At 65.1% G+C, this 18,133-nt stretch carries 15 protein-coding genes; 13 read left to right on the top strand and 2 right to left on the bottom strand.

Features of this window, described 5'->3' with window-relative positions:
- Window positions 1-173 precede the first annotated feature (173 nt).
- The 5 genes from arc (at window position 174) to prcA (ending at window position 5,616) form a co-directional block, all read left to right on the top strand.
- A complete protein-coding gene (arc, locus tag AB0P23_RS07095) occupies window positions 174-1,937 on the top strand; it encodes a proteasome ATPase (RefSeq protein WP_032365854.1) in 1,764 nt (587 codons plus the stop codon).
- An 81-nt stretch (window positions 1,938-2,018) separates the two neighbouring features.
- A complete protein-coding gene (gene dop, locus AB0P23_RS07090) occupies window positions 2,019-3,518 on the top strand; it encodes a depupylase/deamidase Dop (RefSeq protein WP_027497085.1) in 1,500 nt (499 codons plus the stop codon).
- Window positions 3,519-3,713: 195 nt separating this feature from the next.
- Window positions 3,714-3,908, top strand: a complete 195-nt coding sequence (locus AB0P23_RS07085) for a ubiquitin-like protein Pup (RefSeq protein WP_027497086.1) — start codon at window positions 3,714-3,716, stop codon at window positions 3,906-3,908.
- Window positions 3,905-4,846 carry a proteasome subunit beta gene (prcB, locus tag AB0P23_RS07080; protein ID WP_027497087.1) on the top strand — a complete coding sequence of 314 codons (942 nt, stop codon included), beginning with the start codon at window positions 3,905-3,907 and terminating at the stop codon, window positions 4,844-4,846. Before AB0P23_RS07085 ends, prcB begins: the two co-directional genes overlap by 4 nt.
- The gene (prcA, locus tag AB0P23_RS07075) at window positions 4,843-5,616 is read left to right on the top strand and encodes a proteasome subunit alpha (RefSeq protein ID WP_027497088.1); all 774 of its coding nucleotides are present in this window, start codon (window positions 4,843-4,845) and stop codon (window positions 5,614-5,616) included. The genes prcB and prcA overlap by 4 nt, the downstream gene beginning before the upstream one ends.
- Before the next feature lie 37 nt (window positions 5,617-5,653).
- Here prcA and AB0P23_RS07070 read toward each other — a convergent pair whose 3' ends face one another.
- On the bottom strand, window positions 5,654-7,123 hold the full coding sequence (locus AB0P23_RS07070; protein ID WP_032391417.1) for a bifunctional phosphatase PAP2/diacylglycerol kinase family protein: 1,470 nt from the start codon (window positions 7,121-7,123) through the stop codon (window positions 5,654-5,656).
- 76 nt (window positions 7,124-7,199) lie between these two features.
- Here AB0P23_RS07070 and pafA point away from each other — a divergent pair, with 76 nt between their 5' ends.
- The 7 genes from pafA to AB0P23_RS07035 all read left to right on the top strand — a co-directional run bounded on the left by pafA (window position 7,200) and on the right by AB0P23_RS07035 (window position 15,986).
- Window positions 7,200-8,558 (top strand): Pup--protein ligase, encoded by a 1,359-nt coding sequence (pafA, locus tag AB0P23_RS07065; RefSeq protein WP_174557245.1) that lies wholly within the window; start codon window positions 7,200-7,202, stop codon window positions 8,556-8,558.
- Between the two features lie 93 nt (window positions 8,559-8,651).
- A complete protein-coding gene (locus AB0P23_RS07060) occupies window positions 8,652-9,644 on the top strand; it encodes a YafY family protein (protein WP_032372426.1) in 993 nt (330 codons plus the stop codon).
- Window positions 9,641-10,636, top strand: a complete 996-nt coding sequence (locus AB0P23_RS07055; RefSeq protein ID WP_032372425.1) for a YafY family protein — start codon at window positions 9,641-9,643, stop codon at window positions 10,634-10,636. The genes AB0P23_RS07060 and AB0P23_RS07055 overlap by 4 nt, the downstream gene beginning before the upstream one ends.
- A gap of 85 nt (window positions 10,637-10,721) precedes the next feature.
- The gene (tatA, locus tag AB0P23_RS07050) at window positions 10,722-10,988 is read left to right on the top strand and encodes a Sec-independent protein translocase subunit TatA (RefSeq protein WP_027497093.1); all 267 of its coding nucleotides are present in this window, start codon (window positions 10,722-10,724) and stop codon (window positions 10,986-10,988) included.
- 109 nt (window positions 10,989-11,097) lie between these two features.
- Window positions 11,098-12,069: a twin-arginine translocase subunit TatC gene (gene tatC / locus AB0P23_RS07045; protein ID WP_027497094.1), complete on the top strand. Its 972-nt coding sequence runs from the start codon at window positions 11,098-11,100 to the stop codon at window positions 12,067-12,069.
- A gap of 27 nt (window positions 12,070-12,096) precedes the next feature.
- Complete coding sequence (locus AB0P23_RS07040; protein ID WP_051365148.1) at window positions 12,097-14,871, top strand: DEAD/DEAH box helicase; 2,775 nt, start codon at window positions 12,097-12,099, stop codon at window positions 14,869-14,871.
- A 122-nt stretch (window positions 14,872-14,993) separates the two neighbouring features.
- Window positions 14,994-15,986, top strand: coding sequence for a DUF4333 domain-containing protein (locus AB0P23_RS07035; protein ID WP_363797126.1), 993 nt, complete (start codon window positions 14,994-14,996; stop codon window positions 15,984-15,986).
- A gap of 6 nt (window positions 15,987-15,992) precedes the next feature.
- Here AB0P23_RS07035 and AB0P23_RS07030 read toward each other — a convergent pair whose 3' ends face one another.
- Window positions 15,993-16,970 carry a 5'-3' exonuclease gene (locus AB0P23_RS07030; protein ID WP_032400843.1) on the bottom strand — a complete coding sequence of 326 codons (978 nt, stop codon included), beginning with the start codon at window positions 16,968-16,970 and terminating at the stop codon, window positions 15,993-15,995.
- 27 nt (window positions 16,971-16,997) lie between these two features.
- Between AB0P23_RS07030 and AB0P23_RS07025 the strand changes: the two genes are divergently transcribed.
- A complete protein-coding gene (locus tag AB0P23_RS07025) occupies window positions 16,998-18,128 on the top strand; it encodes a Xaa-Pro peptidase family protein (RefSeq protein WP_032372424.1) in 1,131 nt (376 codons plus the stop codon).
- The last annotated feature ends 5 nt before the right edge of the window (window positions 18,129-18,133 follow it).

Below are 18,133 nucleotides of genomic sequence, written 5' to 3'. Positions count from 1 at the left end.
AGGCCCCTGATTCCGTCGTCTGTCGATCGATTGGTCAGGTGAGGCTAACATGAACTGGGATGGCCTTTCGAGGCCGCCGAGCAGAGTGGATGCCGACCCCGTTCGAGGTGTCGGTCCGCATCTCCGCGCCGCTGCCGGTAGCGTTGATAGATCGTCACTGGGAGGAGTCGCTCATGAGCTCAACAGACAATCCGGATGTGGCCGCGGCCAGAGCCGAACTGGACGCCGTGCGAGCCGAAGTCGCGTCGCTACGGCGCCAACTGGGGGAGTCCCCCGAGCAGGTACGCGAGCTCGAGGGCCGGGTCGATTCCTTGTCGCTGCGCAACACGAAGTTGCTCGACACTCTCAAGGAGGCCCGACAACAGCTCATCGCGCTGCGCGAGGAGGTGGACCGTCTCGGTCAACCGCCGAGCGGATACGGCGTCCTGCTGAGCGTGTTCGAGGACGGCACAGTCGACGTGTTCACGTCCGGTCGGAAGATGCGACTGACGTGCTCACCCAACATCGAGGCCGACACGCTCGCTCCGGGACAGACCGTGCGGTTGAACGAGGCGTTGACCATCGTCGAGGCGTGCACCTTCGATCAGGTCGGCGAGATCAGCACTCTCCGAGAGCTTCTGGGGGATGGATCGCGCGCTCTCGTCGTCGGACATGCCGACGAGGAACGGGTGGTCTGGCTGGCCAAACCGTTGATCGACATGGTCAACGACGACGGACCGGTCGACCCGGACGAGCCGTCACGGAAGCTCCGTCCCGGGGATTCGCTGCTGGTCGACACCAAGGCCGGCTACGCGTTCGAGCGCGTTCCCAAGGCCGAGGTGGAGGATCTCGTTCTCGAGGAGGTTCCGGACGTCGGATACGAGGACATCGGCGGTCTCGGTCGACAGATCGAGCAGATTCGGGACGCCGTAGAGCTGCCGTTCCTGCACAAGGATCTGTTCCGAGAGTACTCACTGCGTCCGCCGAAGGGCGTGCTGCTGTACGGCCCTCCCGGGTGTGGAAAGACGTTGATCGCCAAGGCCGTTGCCAACTCGCTGGCCAAGAAGATCGCCGAGGCACGTGGCCAGGATGCGCGGGAGGCGAAGTCGTTCTTCCTCAACATCAAGGGCCCCGAGCTGCTCAACAAGTTCGTCGGTGAGACCGAGCGTCACATCCGCATGATCTTTCAGCGGGCACGAGAGAAGGCGTCCGAGGGCACCCCGGTCATCGTGTTCTTCGACGAGATGGACTCGATCTTCCGTACCCGCGGCTCCGGCGTCTCGTCCGACGTGGAGACGACGGTCGTTCCGCAGCTGCTCGCCGAGATCGACGGTGTCGAAGGCCTAGAGAACGTCATCGTGATCGGTGCGTCCAATCGCGAGGACATGATCGACCCGGCGATCCTGCGACCCGGCCGACTCGACGTGAAGATCAAGATCGAGCGTCCCGACGCCGAATCGGCACAGGACATCTTCTCGAAGTACCTGACCGATTCGCTTCCGGTCAACGCCGACGACGTCGCCGAGTTCGGCGGCGATCGCGCGGCGTGCATCCGGGGCATGATCGATCGCGTCGTCGAGCGCATGTACGCCGAGAGTGACGACAATCGGTTCCTCGAGGTCACCTACGCCAACGGGGACAAGGAAGTTCTGTATTTCAAGGACTTCAACTCCGGGGCCATGATCCAGAACATCGTCGACCGGGCAAAGAAGTACGCCATCAAGTCGGTTCTCGAAACCGGAAACGCCGGACTGCGGATTCAGCACCTTTTCGATTCCATCGTCGACGAGTTCGCGGAGAACGAAGATCTGCCGAACACCACGAATCCGGACGACTGGGCTCGGATCTCGGGCAAGAAGGGCGAGCGAATCGTCTACATTCGCACGTTGGTCACCGGCAAGAACGCCAGCGCGAGCCGGGCGATCGACACCGAGGCCAATACCGGTCAGTACCTGTAGATCCACCGCTGGGCAGTTTTCGGGGCGCGTCCGCACAGGGCGCGCCCCGAACTGCATCCGTCGGCCGTCTAGGCTCGACTTATGCAGCGCATCATCGGTATCGAGGTCGAGTACGGCATTTCTTCACCGACCGAACCCACCGCCAACCCGATCCTGACGTCCACCCAGGCGGTGTTGGCGTACGCGGCAGCCGCAGGAGTGCCCCGCGCCAAGCGCACCCGCTGGGACTACGAGGTGGAATCACCGCTGCGCGATGCACGAGGCTTCGATCTCGGACGGTTCAGCGGACCGGCTCCGGTCATCGATGCCGACGAAATCGGTGCGGCGAACATGATTCTCACCAACGGTGCCCGCCTGTACGTCGATCACGCGCACCCCGAGTACTCGGCCCCGGAGGTGCGGGACCCACTGGACGCGGTGATCTGGGACAAGGCAGGCGAACGCGTCATGGAAGCGGCCGCACGGCACGCGTCGAGCGTCCCAGGGGCTCCGCGCCTGCAGCTGTACAAGAACAACGTCGACGGCAAGGGCGCGTCGTACGGCACGCACGAGAACTATCTGATGTCGCGTGAGACACCGTTCTCGGCGGTGATCGCGGGGCTCTCGCCGTTCTTCGCCTCCAGGCAAGTCATCACCGGCTCCGGGCGAGTCGGTATCGGCCAGTCGGGCGACGAGGCCGGGTTCCAGCTCTCGCAGCGAGCGGACTACATCGAGGTGGAGGTCGGACTGGAGACCACCCTCAAGCGCGGCATCATCAACACCAGGGACGAACCGCACGCAGACGCAGACAAGTACCGACGTCTGCACTGCATCATCGGCGACGCCAACCTGGCGGAGATGTCGACCTACCTCAAGGTGGGAACCACGGCCCTCGTGCTCGACCTCATCGAGGCGGGCGTCGACCTGTCGGATCTGCAGCTGGCCAGGCCGGTCACGGCTGTCCATCAGATCAGCCACGATCCCACCCTGCGCAAGGCCGTGGCACTCGCCGACGGCCGCGAACTGACGGGCCTTGCGCTGCAGCGGATCTACCACCAGCGGGCGGCGAAGTTCGTGGCTGCCGAGGGCAGCGACGACGCACGAGCACTGGACGTGCTCGACAAGTGGGCGATGGTGCTGGACCTGCTCGAGCGCGATCCCATGGAGTGCGCGCATCTGCTGGACTGGCCGGCGAAATTGCGACTGCTCGAAGGGTTCCGACAGCGTGAGGGCCTCGGCTGGTCCGCTCCGCGGCTGCACCTGGTGGACCTGCAGTATTCCGATGTTCGCCTCGACAAGGGGCTCTACAACAGGTTGGTCGCCCGCGGTTCGATGGATCGTCTCGTCACCGAGCAGCAAGTTCTCGATGCGGTCGGCACACCGCCCGACGACACGAGGGCCTACTTCCGCGGCGAATGCCTGCGCAAATTCGGTGCCGACATCGCCGCGGCGAGCTGGGACTCGGTCATCTTCGATCTCGGTGGCGATTCGTTGGTACGGATTCCGACGCTCGAGCCGTTGCGGGGAACGAAATCCCACGTCGGTGCCCTGCTGGAGTCCGTGGACAGTGCAGCGGAACTGGTCGACCAGCTCACCACCTGATCGTCCAGGGCATTCGAATGGGTCGTTCGGCGGTGTCTTGCCAACCGGCGAGGTCGGACTGTCGGTAGGGTAAAGGTCCGTGCACTTTCGGCGGAACGTTCGGTAGCACTTGCACATCCACGCCGGTGCGCCTCGGATGACCCGGCGACCGTGCAGTAGATCTGTTTTCTCGATACACAGAGGAGGTCGGCGACTATGGCTCAGGAGCAGACACGGCGCTCGGGCGGCGGCGGCGACGACGAGGTCCCAGGCGACACGGGGGCCGGTGGCCAGGAACGGCGCGAGAAGTTGGCCGAGGAGACCGACGATCTTCTCGACGAGATCGACGACGTTCTCGAGGAGAATGCCGAGGACTTCGTCCGCGCCTACGTTCAGAAGGGCGGCCAGTGACGGTGGATCGTTCGGACCCACGGTCGGCAGGCGACGGACCGGCGATTCCGCTGGGGTCCAGTAGCTCGTCCTTCTCCGACTACCTCCGTCAGCACGCCCCGCACCTGCTGCCGGAGAGCGGCCTCGCCGCGGACCTGGCGTCCCACGCCGCCAACGGCACCACCGACAAGTCCGGCATCGCTCCGCACGGTACGACGATCGTCGCCCTCACCTACGCGGGCGGGGTGCTGATCGCCGGTGATCGGCGCGCCACTCAGGGCAATCTGATCGCCAACCGTGACATGCAGAAGGTCTACGTCACCGACGAGTACTCCGCTGCGGGCATTGCCGGAACTGCGGGTATCGCAATCGAATTGGTTCGTCTGTTCGCTGTCGAACTCGAGCACTACGAGAAGATCGAGGGCGTGCCGCTCACCTTCAACGGCAAGGCCAACAAGTTGTCGTCGATGGTTCGGAGCAATCTGGGTGCGGCGATGCAGGGACTGGCTGCGGTGCCGTTGCTGGTCGGATTCGACATCGACATCTCCGATCCCGACAGAGCCGGACGCATCGTGTCGTACGACGTGGTCGGCGGGCGTTACGAGGAGCGGTCGGGCTATCACGCAGTGGGTTCGGGCTCGTTGTTCGCCAAATCCGCGCTCAAGAAGTTGTACCGCCCCGGAATGTCCGAGGACGAGGCGCTTCGGGCTGCAGTCGAGTCGCTGTACGACGCCGCCGACGACGACTCGGCCACCGGTGGTCCCGATGTCACCCGCGGCATCTACCCGACGGCAGTTGCCATCACGAGCGTCGGTGCGGACGACGTCGCGCACGATCGCATATCGGCTGCGGCCCGATCGGTTCTGGCAGAACGAACCGAGAGCGCAGCACACACCGGCGGCACGGACCACCACACCCGAGCAGGCCAGGAAGTCAGCGAAGGGGGTAGCGCGCTATGACGATGCCGTATTACGCATCTGCCGAACAGATCATGCGCGATCGTTCGGAATTGGCGCGCAAGGGAATCGGCCGCGGCCGCAGCGTCATCGTGCTGGCGTATGCCGACGGGGTCCTGTTCGTCGCCGAGAATCGCTCGACCGCGCTGCACAAGGTCAGTGAGCTCTACGACCGCATCGGTTTCGCTGCCGTCGGCAAGTACAACGAGTTCGAGAACCTACGCAAGGCCGGCATCCAGCACGCAGACATCAAGGGATACACCTACGATCGACGCGATGTCACCGGCCGGTCGTTGGCGAAGACCTACGCCCAGGCACTGGGCACCATCTTCACCGAGCAGCTCAAGCCGTACGAGGTCGAGATCTGCGTCGCCGAGGTGTCCCATCAGGACGAGCCGATGGCCACGCAGCTGTACCGCATCACGTACGACGGCTCCATCGTCGACGAACAGGATTTCGTCGTCATGGGCGGTACCACCGAGCCCATCGTGGCCGCGCTGAAGGATACGTACCGGTCCGGCCTCGGGTTGGCGGACGCAGTTCGTATCGCCGTCGACGCGCTCACCGCCGGTCCGACGTCGCCTGCGACTGCCGGTGCCGAGCCCGAGAAGAAGGTTCTCGAGGTGTCGGCCCTGGAGGTGGCCGTCCTGGATCAGGGGCGACCGCGTCGAGCGTTCCGGCGTATCGCCGGAGCTGCTCTGGCGGATATGTTGCCCGCATCGGCACCGTCCGCGACCGGCGACGGCTCCTCGGAGCCGGAGACTCCGCAGTAGTCCCCACACTTCGGATCGAGGTCGACGGCCTCGTGCTCTATCGCTTCCGGTAGAGCACGAGGCCGTTCTTGTCGCTGCTGAACTGGAATGTCGTGCCGTCTCCGACGACCTCGCCGTCAGCCGCGAGGGCAACCGGGGCACCGTCCACCTCGACGGTCAAGCGTTGCGCCACACTGCGCACGTAGGCAGGCGACGAGCCGAGCGTTCCTGTGATCGTCGCCCACAGCAGTCGTGTTCTCGATGCCTTGGGTTCCGACGGGAGAAAGCGAACATCGAGGGTGCCGGTATGAATGCTGCTGCGCGACATGGGAACTTGATCGATCGGATCGTAGGTACCGTTGCCGACGAAGAGCATCCACACCGAGTGCGGCACCCCGTCGAGTCGAATGTTCAGTGGCTCTGCAGCCGCGAGCACTCGTGTCATCGCAACCGCAGCGGCCGGCCACTTACCGATTCGCTTCTGCAGCTTCTGCCGTAACCGCACCGAGTCGGGGTAACCCCCGAACGTCGCGGTGTTGACGAACGACACACTGCGGCCGTCGACGTCCACCTCGGCGATATCGACCAGTTCGGCGGTGCCCGCCTCGACGGCGGCGGCGGTGTCCTCGACTGCGGTCAGACCGGTGTCGCGAGCGAAGTGGTTGAGAGTGCCACCCGGAAACGCGGCGAGTGGCAGGCCGTTACGGGCGGCCGAGGCGGCGACGCTGACGACCGTGCCGTCGCCTCCACACACTCCGAGAGCACGCGGCGTCGTGTTCCGAATTCTCTCTTCCAGTTGCTCGTTGAAGTCCCTCTCGGGATCGGGTACGAAGAGGTCGGCGTCGGGGAGCTCGCGACGGATGGCGTCCGGTACCGCCTCCGAACCGTCACCGGATCCGGGATTGACCAGCACCAACAGTCCCCGTCCGCCCGGCAGTGCCTCGACCTCGACCGGCGAGCCGAGATCGGCGGGCTTCGCCGAACGCACGGCCCACCAGCGGCGGGTCGACAGCGCGACCGCCGAACCGAGCGCCGCTCCGGCGACGACATCGGTGGGCCAGTGGACGCCGACGTGAACCCGGGAATAGCAGACTGCTGCGGCGACCGGAGCCAACAGCAATCCTGCCTTCGGTGATTCGATGGCGACCGCGGTGACGAAGGCGGCCGCGGACGCCGAGTGACCGGAGGGAAACGACGAGGACACCGGCGGGGCGAGCACCCGGCGCAGTACGGGAACCAGCTCGGTATCCGGCCTCGACCTCGGGAACACCGGCTTGAGCAGACCGTTCGCCACGGCGCTCGCACCCGCCACGGCGATCAGCCCCCGCACGCCGCCGCGTCGGGCCGAGCCACCGGCCGCGCCGAGAAGTGCGGCAGCTCCGAGCCACAGGCGACTGTGATCGGCGGCCGTGCTCAACGCGCGGAGCCCTGCATCCGCCCTGCTCGAGCGCAATGCCGCGCTTCGTGAAACCAGGGACAGGTCCCACGCGTGAACCGAGGCCGCAACAGACGTTGGCGTGGAAGTCATAGGGCCCAGCCTAGGCATGGACGCCATCGAGGCGCTCCGACACATCCATCGGTGGCTTGCGTTGTAGTGTCGAAGTGTGCAGCGACGAATTATGGGCATCGAGACCGAGTTCGGTGTCACATGTACCTTTCACGGACACCGACGCCTGAGTCCGGACGAGGTGGCCCGCTACCTCTTCCGTCGCGTGGTCTCGTGGGGCCGCAGCTCGAATGTGTTCCTCCGCAACGGCGCTCGCCTCTATCTCGACGTCGGTTCGCATCCCGAGTACGCCACTGCCGAATGCGACAGCCTGCTGCAATTGGTCACCCATGATCGCGCAGGCGAGCGAGTACTCGAGGATTTGCTGATCGACGCCGAGCAGCGTCTCGCCGAGGAGGGCATCGGCGGAGACATATACCTGTTCAAGAACAACACCGATTCGGCGGGCAACTCCTACGGTTGCCACGAGAATTTCCTCGTCCAGCGAGCGGGCGAATTCTCGCGCATCTCGGATGTACTCCTACCGTTCCTGGTCACCCGCCAATTGATCTGTGGCGCAGGCAAGGTGCTGCAGACACCCAAGGCCGCGACGTTCTGCCTCTCGCAGCGCGCCGAGCACATCTGGGAAGGCGTGTCGTCGGCCACCACTCGTTCGCGGCCGATCATCAACACCCGCGACGAACCGCACGCCGATGCCGAGAAGTATCGCCGGCTCCACGTCATCGTCGGCGATTCCAACATGGCCGAGACCTCGACCATGCTCAAGGTGGGGACGGCCGCACTCGTACTCGAGATGATCGAGGCAGGCGTCTCGTTCCGAGACTTCGCGCTGGACAATCCGATTCGAGCCATTCGCGAGGTCAGCCACGATCTGACCGGTCGCAGGCCGGTCCGCCTCGCCGGTGGCCGCCAGGCCAGTGCACTCGAAATCCAGCGTGAGTACTACTCCCGGGCCGTCGAGCATCTCCAGACGCGGGAGCCCAATGCTCAGGTGACCCAGGTGGTGGACCTGTGGGGACGCACACTCGATGCCATCGAGTCGCAGGACTTCGCCAAGGTGGACACCGAAATCGACTGGGTCATCAAACGCAAGCTGTTCGAGCGGTATCAGGACCGCTACTCGATGGAACTTTCCGATCCCAAGATCGCTCAGCTCGATCTTGCGTACCACGACATCAAGCGTGGACGGGGAGTGTTCGACGTGCTGCAGCGCAAGGGTCTGGTCAAGCGAGTCACCGAGGACGAGCAGATCGACGAAGCGGTGAATCTGCCGCCGCAGACGACACGCGCGAAGCTGCGCGGTGAGTTCATCACCGCGGCCCAGGAAGCCGGACGCGACTTCACCGTCGACTGGGTACACCTGAAACTCAACGATCAGGCGCAGCGAACGGTGTTGTGCAAGGACCCGTTCCGTTCGGTCGACGAGCGCGTCGAGCGACTCATCGCATCGATGTAGTCCGGACGCGACTCGGCTGGAGGTCGGGTAGCGATCCAGGCAACTCGGGTCGCTACAGCTCCGGCGGGCGGTGAACAACTAGGCTCGACTGTCGTGGCCACCACCAAAGTCGAACGCCTGATGAACCTGGTCATCTGTCTGTTGTCGACGCGTCAGTTCCTGACCGCGGAGTGGATCCGCGAGAGCGTTGCCGGGTACGACGACTCGACGAGCCTCGAAGCGTTCAGCAGGATGTTCGAGCGTGACAAGAACGAACTGCGCGATCTCGGGGTGCCCCTCGAGACCGGCATCGCTACGCGGTTCGGTGGTGTCGAGGGTTATCGCATCAACCGAGATGCCTACGAGCTGCCGGACATCGATCTCACCAGCGAGGAATCGGCTGCGGTCGCGGTGGCCGTCAAACTGTGGGAATCACCGGAACTGACCTCCGCGGCCCAGAGTGCGCTGCTGAAACTGCGCGCCGCAGGTATTCAGGTCGACCAGAACGAGTCGGCCGCTGCCGTCACGGCCGTTCCGGCCCGAACCCGCGGGTCCGAGCCCGCACTGGGCGCCCTGCTCGCGGCGATCGACGAGGGTAAGTCGGTGCGGTTCGAACATCGACCCTCGTTGACCGAGCCGTTCGTCACCCGAACCGTCCAGCCGTGGGGCGTTGTGACGTTCCGGGGACGGTGGTACCTCGTTGGACACGACGTGGACCGAGACGACACCCGAACCTTCCGACTGTCCCGGATCGGCGACGACGTCAAAGCCTTCGGATCACCTCAGAGTGTCCGCAAGCCCGACGGTATCGATCTTCAGGACATCGTCCGCCGCGTCGCGGGCACGTCCTCGGTGTCGGGTACCGCGCGAGTGTGGCTCCAGGACGGTCGGGCGACGGAGCTGCGGAGGATGGGCACCGTGGTGGGGGAGCAGACGGTGGGGTCGCGTACCGGAACTGTCGTCGAGGTTCCGGTACGGTCCTGGGATTGGATTTCGCGGCTCATCGCCGGTCACGGTCCCGACGCGATGGTGTTGGCCCCGCCAGAGCTGAGGGCCGATGTCATCTCGACATTGCAGACTGCAGCCGAACTGGAGAACGAACGATGAGCGCGCGTCTGTCGGTGCGGTTGGCCCGCCTGCTCAACATGGTGCCCTTCTTCATGGCCAATCCGGGGTTGAGCGCCGAGGAGGCCGCTCGGGAACTGGGCGTGACCACCGCGACGCTGATGGCCGATCTCAATCAGCTCTGGATGTGCGGTCTGCCCGGATACGGACCGGGTGACCTCATCGATCTGTCGTTCTCGGAGGAGAGCATCGACGTCACTTTCTCCGCCGGGATCGACCGGCCGCTGCGGTTGACGTCCACCGAGGCCACCGCACTGTTGGTCGCACTTCGGTCGTTGACCTCGATGCCGGGGATGGTCGATCCGTCGGCCGCTCAGCGGGCGATCGCGAAGATCGAGACCGCGGCCGGGTCGGCGGCGGCGAACGTGCCGCTCTCGTCCGACCACGACACGGCCGACGCGGAGGAGGGTCCGGTGTCGAGCACCGTACGGTCTGCGCTCCGAGCCCGGCACGCACTCGAACTCACCTACTACTCGGCGTCGCGAGACGTGCTCACCGAGCGCATCGTCGATCCGATCAGGACCGTGGTGGTCGACGACAACAGCTATCTGCAGGCATGGTGTCGCGGTGCCGAGGGCGTTCGGCTGTTCAGATTCGATCGCATCGATTCGGCCACCGAACTCGACGAACCGTCGTCTCCGCCGGAATCGGTGCAGGACGAGGACGCGTTCGAGATCTTCAACGACGACCCCTCTCTGTCCCAAGCGCGGTTACGCGTCTCACCTGCGTTCACCTGGATTCTGGACTACTACCCGATGACGCAGGTAGCCGCCGATTCGGACGGGTCCATCGAGGTGACCATGCGTTTCGCGACGCTGCAGTGGATGACCCGGTTGACCCTCGGGTTCGGCGGTGGCGTAACAGTACTGGGACCTGAATCCTTGGTGAATTCCGTCCGCGATCGCGCGCGATCCGCCCTGATTGCCTACGCGGAGCTCGACGCCACCGACACCGGCGGCGGCGTCGCAACATGAACGTGAGGTGAAGCGGTGCGCTCCGTTGCCGAGCGCACCGCCCGCCGTCGGGTACGCTCGATTCATCTGATCTCAGGAGGTTCACATGGGATTCACCAGTCCCTGGCACTGGGCCATCGTTGCGGTGGTCGTCATCATTCTGTTCGGTTCCAAGAAGCTGCCCGAGGCTGCGCGTGGACTCGGACGCTCGTTGCGCATCTTCAAGAGCGAGGTCAAGGAGATGCAGAACGACGGCAAATCCGACACCGATACCGCGACTGCACAGCAGCCGGCCGCACCCGCTCAGCTGCCCTCCCCGGCACCCGTGGCGCAGACCGAGACCACACCCCAGCACGACGCGAAGTCTGCCTGAGCGACGCCGCTCAGCACACCTTCGGTGCCGCGTCGGCACCGAAGGTTCACTGCTGTCGGTGACGGCCTCGTGCCGCCTGCCGACCGAAGAAGGCTGACCGTAGAACACCATGCGCATTCCGTTCGATCCACGGCGCAGTAAGCGTCGAGTCAATCCCGACGGCACGATGTCGTTGGTCGATCACCTGTACGAGCTGCGAACCCGGCTGCTCTGGTCGCTGCTGGCCATCGCGGTGACCACTGCATTCGGATTCTTCTGGTACTCACACACGATCTTCGGCGTCGAAAGCCTGGGCGATCTGCTCCGAGGCCCGTACTGCACCCTGGACCCGAGCCTGCGTGCGGATCTGAGCAACGACGATCAGTGCCGCCTGCTCGCCACCGGCCCGTTCGACCAGTTCCTGTTGCGCTTCAAGGTGGCGTTCACCGCAGGCGTCGTGCTCGCCTGCCCCATCTGGCTGTACCAGATCTGGGCGTTCATCACTCCCGGCCTGTACGCCAACGAACGCCGTTACGCAGTCTCCTTCGTCACCGGTGCCGCTGCGCTGTTCGTGACCGGAGCGATTCTGGCCTACTTCGTCGTCGCCAAGGGCTTGCACTTTCTGCTGTCGATCGGCGACAACGTCCAGATCACGGCACTGAGCGGCGATCAGTACTTCGGTTTTCTGATCAATCTTCTGATCATCTTCGGTGTCAGCTTCGAAATACCGCTGCTGGTCGTCGGGTTGAACTTCGTCGGTGTTCTCACCTACGAACGCCTGAAGGCGTGGCGTCGCGGGTTGATCTTCGGACTGTTCGTGTTCGCGGCGATCGCGACGCCCGGACAGGATCCCTTCTCGATGCTGGCCTTGGCGTTGGCTCTGACGGTGCTCTTCGAGATGGCAGTGCAGATTGCGCGGATTCACGACAAGCGTAAGTTGCGCAAGAGAAGAGACGAATGGGGTGATGTGTCAGATGACGAAGCAACACGCATCGAAGGCGCAAGTTCTATCCAGGCCCCACACGCTGTCGCACCGACACCGCCGGTGGGCGGTATCGGCACTGCGACCCGAACACAGGCCCAGTACGACGACACGATCTGATGTGAGTCCCAGCGTCGGGGCGCGACCATGAGCGAGGCTGTTGTCGACACCCGGTCCAGGCCAGAACCCACTGAACTGCAACGATTTTCCGCGGAGTTGAGCTTTCCGTTGGACCGCTTCCAGGTGGATGCGTGCACTGCGTTGGAGAACGGTCACGGGGTGTTGGTCTGCGCCCCGACCGGTGCGGGCAAGACGGTGATCGGCGAGTTCGCGGTGCACCTGGCCCTCGCTGCCGGTCGCAAATGCTTCTACACCACCCCCATCAAGGCGCTGAGCAATCAGAAGTTCGCAGAGTTGACTGCGCGATACGGACGCGAGACGGTCGGTCTGTTGACCGGTGATTCGTCCATCAATCCGGATGCACCCATCGTCATCATGACGACCGAGGTGCTCCGCAACATGCTCTACGCATCCTCCGACGCACTGCGCGGGCTCTCGCACGTGGTGATGGACGAGGTGCACTACCTGGCGGATCGGTTCCGAGGTGCGGTCTGGGAAGAAGTGATCCTGCACCTGTCCGACGACGTGCGTCTGGTGAGCCTGTCCGCAACGGTCAGCAACGCCGAGGAGTTCGGCGCGTGGATGAGTACCGTTCGCGGCGACACCTCGGTCGTCGTGGACGAGAACCGTCCCGTTCCGCTCTCGCAGCACATCATGGTGGGCCGTCGGTTGTTCGATCTCTTCGACACCCGAGCACAGTCACCGGACGGCCACCAGAAGGTCGTCGTGGACCGAGACCTGGTGCGGCACGTCAAGCAGCGTCAGTCGCTGGACTCCATGGATCGGTGGCACGCACCGCACAGTCGAGGACGCGGAGGTCGAAGCGGGGGCGGCGGACGCGGCGGCCACCAGGGAGGCGGAGGTGCAAACCGTCCGCTGGCTCGTCCCGACGTGATTGCCAAGCTGGACGAGGAAGGTCTGCTCCCGGCCATCACGTTCATCTTCAGTCGTGCAGGCTGCGACGGGGCCCTGACTCAGTGCATGCGTTCGCGGCTGGTTCTGACGACGCCGGAGCAGGCCGAGGAGATCAGGTACATCGTCGAGAAGCACACCTCCGAACTCCCACGCGAGGATCTGGAGGTGCTCGGCTTCTGGGAATGGCGAGATGCGCTCGAACGCGGTTTCGCCGCGCACCACGCCGGAATGCTGCCGGTCTTCCGCCACACCGTCGAGGAGCTGTTCGTCAAGGGATTGGTCAGAGCGGTGTTCGCCACCGAAACTCTGGCTCTCGGAATCAACATGCCTGCCCGAACCGTGGTGCTCGAAAAGCTGGTCAAATTCAACGGTGAGACGCACGCGGAGCTGACACCGGGGGAGTACACCCAGCTGACCGGCCGGGCCGGGCGACGCGGCATCGACGTCGAGGGTCACGCGGTGGTGTTGTGGCAGCCCGGTACCGAACCGACCGAGGTGGCCGGACTCGCGTCGACGCGAACGTTTCCCCTCCGGAGCTCTTTCGCGCCCGCCTACAACATGTCGATCAATCTGATCGAACAGTTCGGGGCAGCGGATTCACGGCAGTTGCTCGAACGGTCCTTCGCTCAGTTCCAGGCCGACCGGTCCGTCGTCGGCATGGTCCGCGGTATCGAGAAGAACATGAAGACGTTGGAGGCGCTCGGCGCAACGCTCGGTGGCCCCGACGGGGAGTACTTCGAGTACGCGCGACTGCGCGAGCGTCTGAAGGATCGAGAGAAGACCCTCGAGCGTCAGAACAGGTCCGATCGGCGGGACAAAGCCGTCGACTCGTTGCGTGCGTTGCGCCGCGGCGACGTGATCTCGGTGCCGTCCGGACGGCGCAGCGGACTGGCGGTGGTACTCGAACCGGACGACGATCGCGGCGATCCGCGGCCGCTCGTGCTGACCGAGGACAAATGGGCCGGTCGTCTGTCCGCTGCCGATTTCCCTACGCCGGCAACACCTCTCGGCTCCATGCGATTGCCACGGTTCGTCGATCACCGCACCGCCAAGACCCGTCGGGATCTGGCGGCGGCGTTGGTCACCCGCGGCATATCCCAGCCCTCCGATCGAGTGGGACGAAAGTCGACCGCCGCCGACGACAAGGAGTTGGCAACCCTGCGTCGGGCCATCCGCTCACATCCGGTGCACAGCCGGCCGGATCGTGAGGAACTCTCTCGAACCGGCGAACGCTACAACCGGCTGGCCCGGGAGACCGAGTCGATGCGGCAGAAGGTGTCCGCCACGACGAACTCGTTGGCCCGAACGTTCGACCGCATTCTGGCTTTGCTGGCGGACCGCGGTTACGTGACCCCGGGCAAGGATCCCAAGGTGACCGACGACGGTGCGCGATTGAGCCGGATCTATTCCGAATCCGATCTTCTGGTCGCGGAATGCCTGCGAGGCGGACTGTGGCAGGGATTGTCGGCCGCAGAGTTGGCCGCAGTGGTCTCGGCCGTGGTCTACGAGTCCCGCTCCGAGGGAGACATCACCCCACACGGCCCGACCGGACCCATCAGGCACGCGTTGACCGAGACCGTGCGGGTGTGGCACGAGCTGCGGGCCGACGAGGTTCGGCACAAACTGCCACCGACCAGAGAGCCGGACATGGGCTTCGTGAAAGCGATCTACAAGTGGGCTTCCGACCATTCGCTCGTCGACGCACTGGTCGCGGCAGGCGACAACGGCAAGGCGCTGTCCGGTGGCGACTTCGTCCGATGGTGTCGGCAGGTCATCGACCTGCTCGACCAGGTCCGGCTCGCCGCTCCCGAACCCGAGCTGTCGCGAACCGCCGCCCGTGCCGTCGCCGCGCTGCGACAAGGAGTGGTGGCCGTCGATGCCGCGTGACCGATGCTGCGTGACCGGCGCTGCGTGACGGGCCGAAACCGGACTGCCGGGTCGGTACAGCGGACGCAGCGACAAGCGGGATACTGTACCCCCGACGGATTCGAGATTTCAGTGGAGGCGAGATGAGCGGCCCATACGGTCCGACCGACCCCGACAACAGTTGGTCACGAACGCCGGACCAGGACGGTGCCGCGAAGGACGGGCAGGAAGCTTCCACCGGCGAAGCTGCGGCGACATCCGAATCGCAGACTCCGACTCCGTCGGCGTGGGGACAGTACGCGCCGCCCACCGGCACCCCGACCACGCAGTACGGCGAACCTTCCGGAGGCGCGTACGGCCAGTCTCCCCAGGGGCAAACTCCCCCGGGGCAATACCCTCAGGGCGCGTATCCCCAGGGGCAATACCCCCAGGGCGCGTATCCGGCCGGGCCCTACCCGCAGCAGGGTCAGAATCCTCAGGTTCAGGGTCCGCAGGGGCAGTACCCGCAGGGCTACAACCCGCAGAATCCGACCGCACAGAATCCCACCGCACAGAATCCGACCGCGCAATACCCGGCGGGACAGCCGTACGGGGCACCGTATCCGGGGACCGGACAGCAGCCTGCCGGTGACGCCGCCTACCAAAACCCCTACGCACCACAACAATTCGGTGGCAGTGGGCAGTACGGTGCCGGCCAGTACGGTCAGCAGCCTCCCTTCGCGGGCGGGCAGAATCCGAATCAGCAGTATCCCGGTCAGCACTATCCCGGACTGCAGTATCCGGGCCAGTTCCCGGGCCAGCAGCCAGGTCCCGGTCGCAGTGGCGCGCAGTCCAAGAAGCCGCTGATCATCGCGGGCTCCGTCATCGCCGTCGTGGCCGTGGTCGCGGCAGTGCTGTACTTCGCGTTCGGGCGCACGACCACCCTCGATACGACGGCTGCTCAGGACGGTATTCGCACGGTGTTGACCGAGTCCTACGGTGCCACGAACGTCTCGGGGGTGTCGTGCCCGCAGAACATCGAAGTCAAGGCCGGCACCAGCGTCGATTGCACGCTGACGGTCGACGGGGCGTTCAAGAAGGTGACGTTGACGTTCCTCAACGACGACGCCGACTACGAGGTCTCACTCACGAAATAGCCCCGGTCAATTCTGCGACGCCGTGGCCGCCATCGCCGAGACGAGGCGGTCCACGGCGTTTCTGATTCCCAGGGTCTCCGCGAGCGTGTCGAGTGCCTCGAGATCTGCCGGTTCCGCCGGAATCTCGTCCGACCTCGACAGGACGACGTCGGCATCGGTGACGACCCGCACCACTGGGAGTGCCGCATCGAGGTAGTCGCTGGCGTTGGCCAGCTTCGCCCGAATTCCCTTGGCCATGTCCGACTCCGGATCGAGTGCCGCCGCACGCAGGGCCGCGACGGACTCGTACTGCAGCATGAGTGTGGAGGCCGTCTTCTCACCGACACCCTTGACACCCGGTAGCCCGTCCGACGCATCGCCGCGCAGAAGCGCCAATTCCGCGTAGGCCGCTCCCGCGCGGTGCAACGGGACGCCGTACCGCTCGGCCACCTCGACCGGGCCGAAGAGTTCTGCCTTGGCCAAGCCTCGACCCACGTACAGCACCCGTACCTCGTTCGGTTCGTCCGCCGCCACCTGCAACAGATCTCGGTCGCCGCTGACCACGACGACGGGATCGCGTCGTTCCTGTGCAGCCAAGGTTCCGAGCACGTCGTCGGCCTCGAGGCCGGCGGCCCCCGCGGTGGCAATTCCCAACGCCGCCAGGACGTCCATGATCATGTCCACCTGTGGCGTCAGGGTCTCGGGAACCTCTTCGCTCTCGGCCACATCCGGCGCGGCGTCGGCAACCCGGTGAGCCTTGTACGAGGGAACGAGGTCCACTCGGAACTGTGGACGCCAGTCGAGGTCGAGGCATACAGCCAATCGGCTCGGTTCGGTTCGCGTGATCAGGGCCGAGATCATGTCGAGGAAACCTCGCACGGCATTGACGGGACGGCCGTCGGGCGCCGTAATCGACTCGGGCAGAGCGTAGTAGGCCCTGAACCACAGGCTCGCGCCGTCGAGGAGCAGCAACGGCGACTTTCCGGGGGTGGTCATGGGGCTCATCTTGCCGTACGGCACTAGCCTGAAGGTATGAGTGTCGATTCTTCTCGTTTTCCCAGCGATGTCTACGCCTCCAGGCTCGCGCGCGCGGCCCGCCTGACGTCGGACGCAGGCTTGGACGCCCTGCTGATCACTCCGGGCCCGGATCTGCAGTATCTGATCGGGTCCACGGCCAGCTCGTTCGAGCGTCTCATCGCGTTGGTGGTGCCGGCCGACGGCAGCACTCCCAGCATCGTCGTGCCGCGGCTCGAACTCGCCGCGCTGGGTGACTCCGCCGCCGGGGACCTGTCACTGACGCTCGTCGATTGGGTCGACGGCGTCGATCCGTACGCGCTCGTGGCTGCGGCCGTCCCGGCCGGCAGCAAGACCGCTGTCGCCGACGCAATGCCCGCCCTGCACTTCGTGCCGCTGGCAACGATTTTCGGGACCGTGCCGGTACTGGCGACAGACGTTCTGCGCCAGCTGCGGATGATCAAGGACGACGCCGAGATCGATGCTCTGCGTCGAGCCGGTCATGCCATCGACCGGGTTCACGCCCGGATGGGCGAGTGGCTCCGAGTGGGCCGAACCGAAGCCCAGATCGCGGCAGACATCGCGACGGCGATCGTCGAGGAAGGCCATACCGCACCGGAATTCATCATTGTCGGCTCCGGTCCGCACGGTGCCGATCCGCACCACGAGGTCTCCGATCGTGTCGTCGAGGCCGGCGACGTGGTCGTCGTCGACATCGGTGGACCCGTTGCGCCGGGATACAACTCGGACTCCACTCGCACCTACAGTCTCGGCGAGCCTTCGGCCGAGGTCGCTACCCGGTACGCGGTACTGGAGCGAGCTCAGCAGGCCGCAGTCGACGCTGTGTCGCCGGGAGTCAGCGCGGAGTCCATCGACGCAGCCGCACGCGAGGTGTTGGTCGAAGCCGGTCTGGGAGAGGCGTTCCTGCACCGCACCGGACACGGTATCGGCCTGTCGGTGCACGAGGAGCCGTACATCGTGGCGGGCAACGACATCACTCTCACCGAGGGAATGGCGTTCAGCATCGAACCGGGCATCTATTTCCGTGGGCAGTGGGGTGCCAGGATCGAGGACATCGTCGTCGTGACGGCGAACGGGTGCGAATCGGTCAATCTCCGCCCCCACGGTCTCGCCGTGCTGCCGGTGTGACCGAC

It is taken from the genome of Rhodococcus sp. NPDC077669 (assembly GCF_040686915.1).
Taxonomy (GTDB): Bacteria; Actinomycetota; Actinomycetes; order Mycobacteriales; family Mycobacteriaceae; genus Rhodococcoides; species Rhodococcoides fascians.
Note: the sequence above shows the minus strand (reverse complement) of the source record. Positions and strands in the feature narration are given on the sequence as shown.

Excerpts from the sequence above, each read along its gene's own strand:
- AB0P23_RS07085 (WP_027497086.1), top strand. The coding sequence starts at position 3,714 with ATGGCTCAGGAGCAGACACGGCGCTCGGGCGGCGGCGGCGACGACGAG.
- AB0P23_RS07035 (WP_363797126.1), top strand. The coding sequence starts at position 14,994 with ATGAGCGGCCCATACGGTCCGACCGACCCCGACAACAGTTGGTCACGA.
- tatC (WP_027497094.1), top strand. The coding sequence starts at position 11,098 with ATGCGCATTCCGTTCGATCCACGGCGCAGTAAGCGTCGAGTCAATCCC.
- dop (WP_027497085.1), top strand. The coding sequence starts at position 2,019 with ATGCAGCGCATCATCGGTATCGAGGTCGAGTACGGCATTTCTTCACCG.
- AB0P23_RS07055 (WP_032372425.1), top strand. The coding sequence starts at position 9,641 with ATGAGCGCGCGTCTGTCGGTGCGGTTGGCCCGCCTGCTCAACATGGTG.
- AB0P23_RS07025 (WP_032372424.1), top strand. The coding sequence starts at position 16,998 with ATGAGTGTCGATTCTTCTCGTTTTCCCAGCGATGTCTACGCCTCCAGG.
- arc (WP_032365854.1), top strand. The coding sequence starts at position 174 with ATGAGCTCAACAGACAATCCGGATGTGGCCGCGGCCAGAGCCGAACTG.
- AB0P23_RS07040 (WP_051365148.1), top strand. The coding sequence starts at position 12,097 with ATGAGCGAGGCTGTTGTCGACACCCGGTCCAGGCCAGAACCCACTGAA.
- AB0P23_RS07070 (WP_032391417.1), bottom strand. The coding sequence starts at position 7,123 with ATGACTTCCACGCCAACGTCTGTTGCGGCCTCGGTTCACGCGTGGGAC.
- tatA (WP_027497093.1), top strand. The coding sequence starts at position 10,722 with ATGGGATTCACCAGTCCCTGGCACTGGGCCATCGTTGCGGTGGTCGTC.
- AB0P23_RS07030 (WP_032400843.1), bottom strand. The coding sequence starts at position 16,970 with ATGAGCCCCATGACCACCCCCGGAAAGTCGCCGTTGCTGCTCCTCGAC.
- prcA (WP_027497088.1), top strand. The coding sequence starts at position 4,843 with ATGACGATGCCGTATTACGCATCTGCCGAACAGATCATGCGCGATCGT.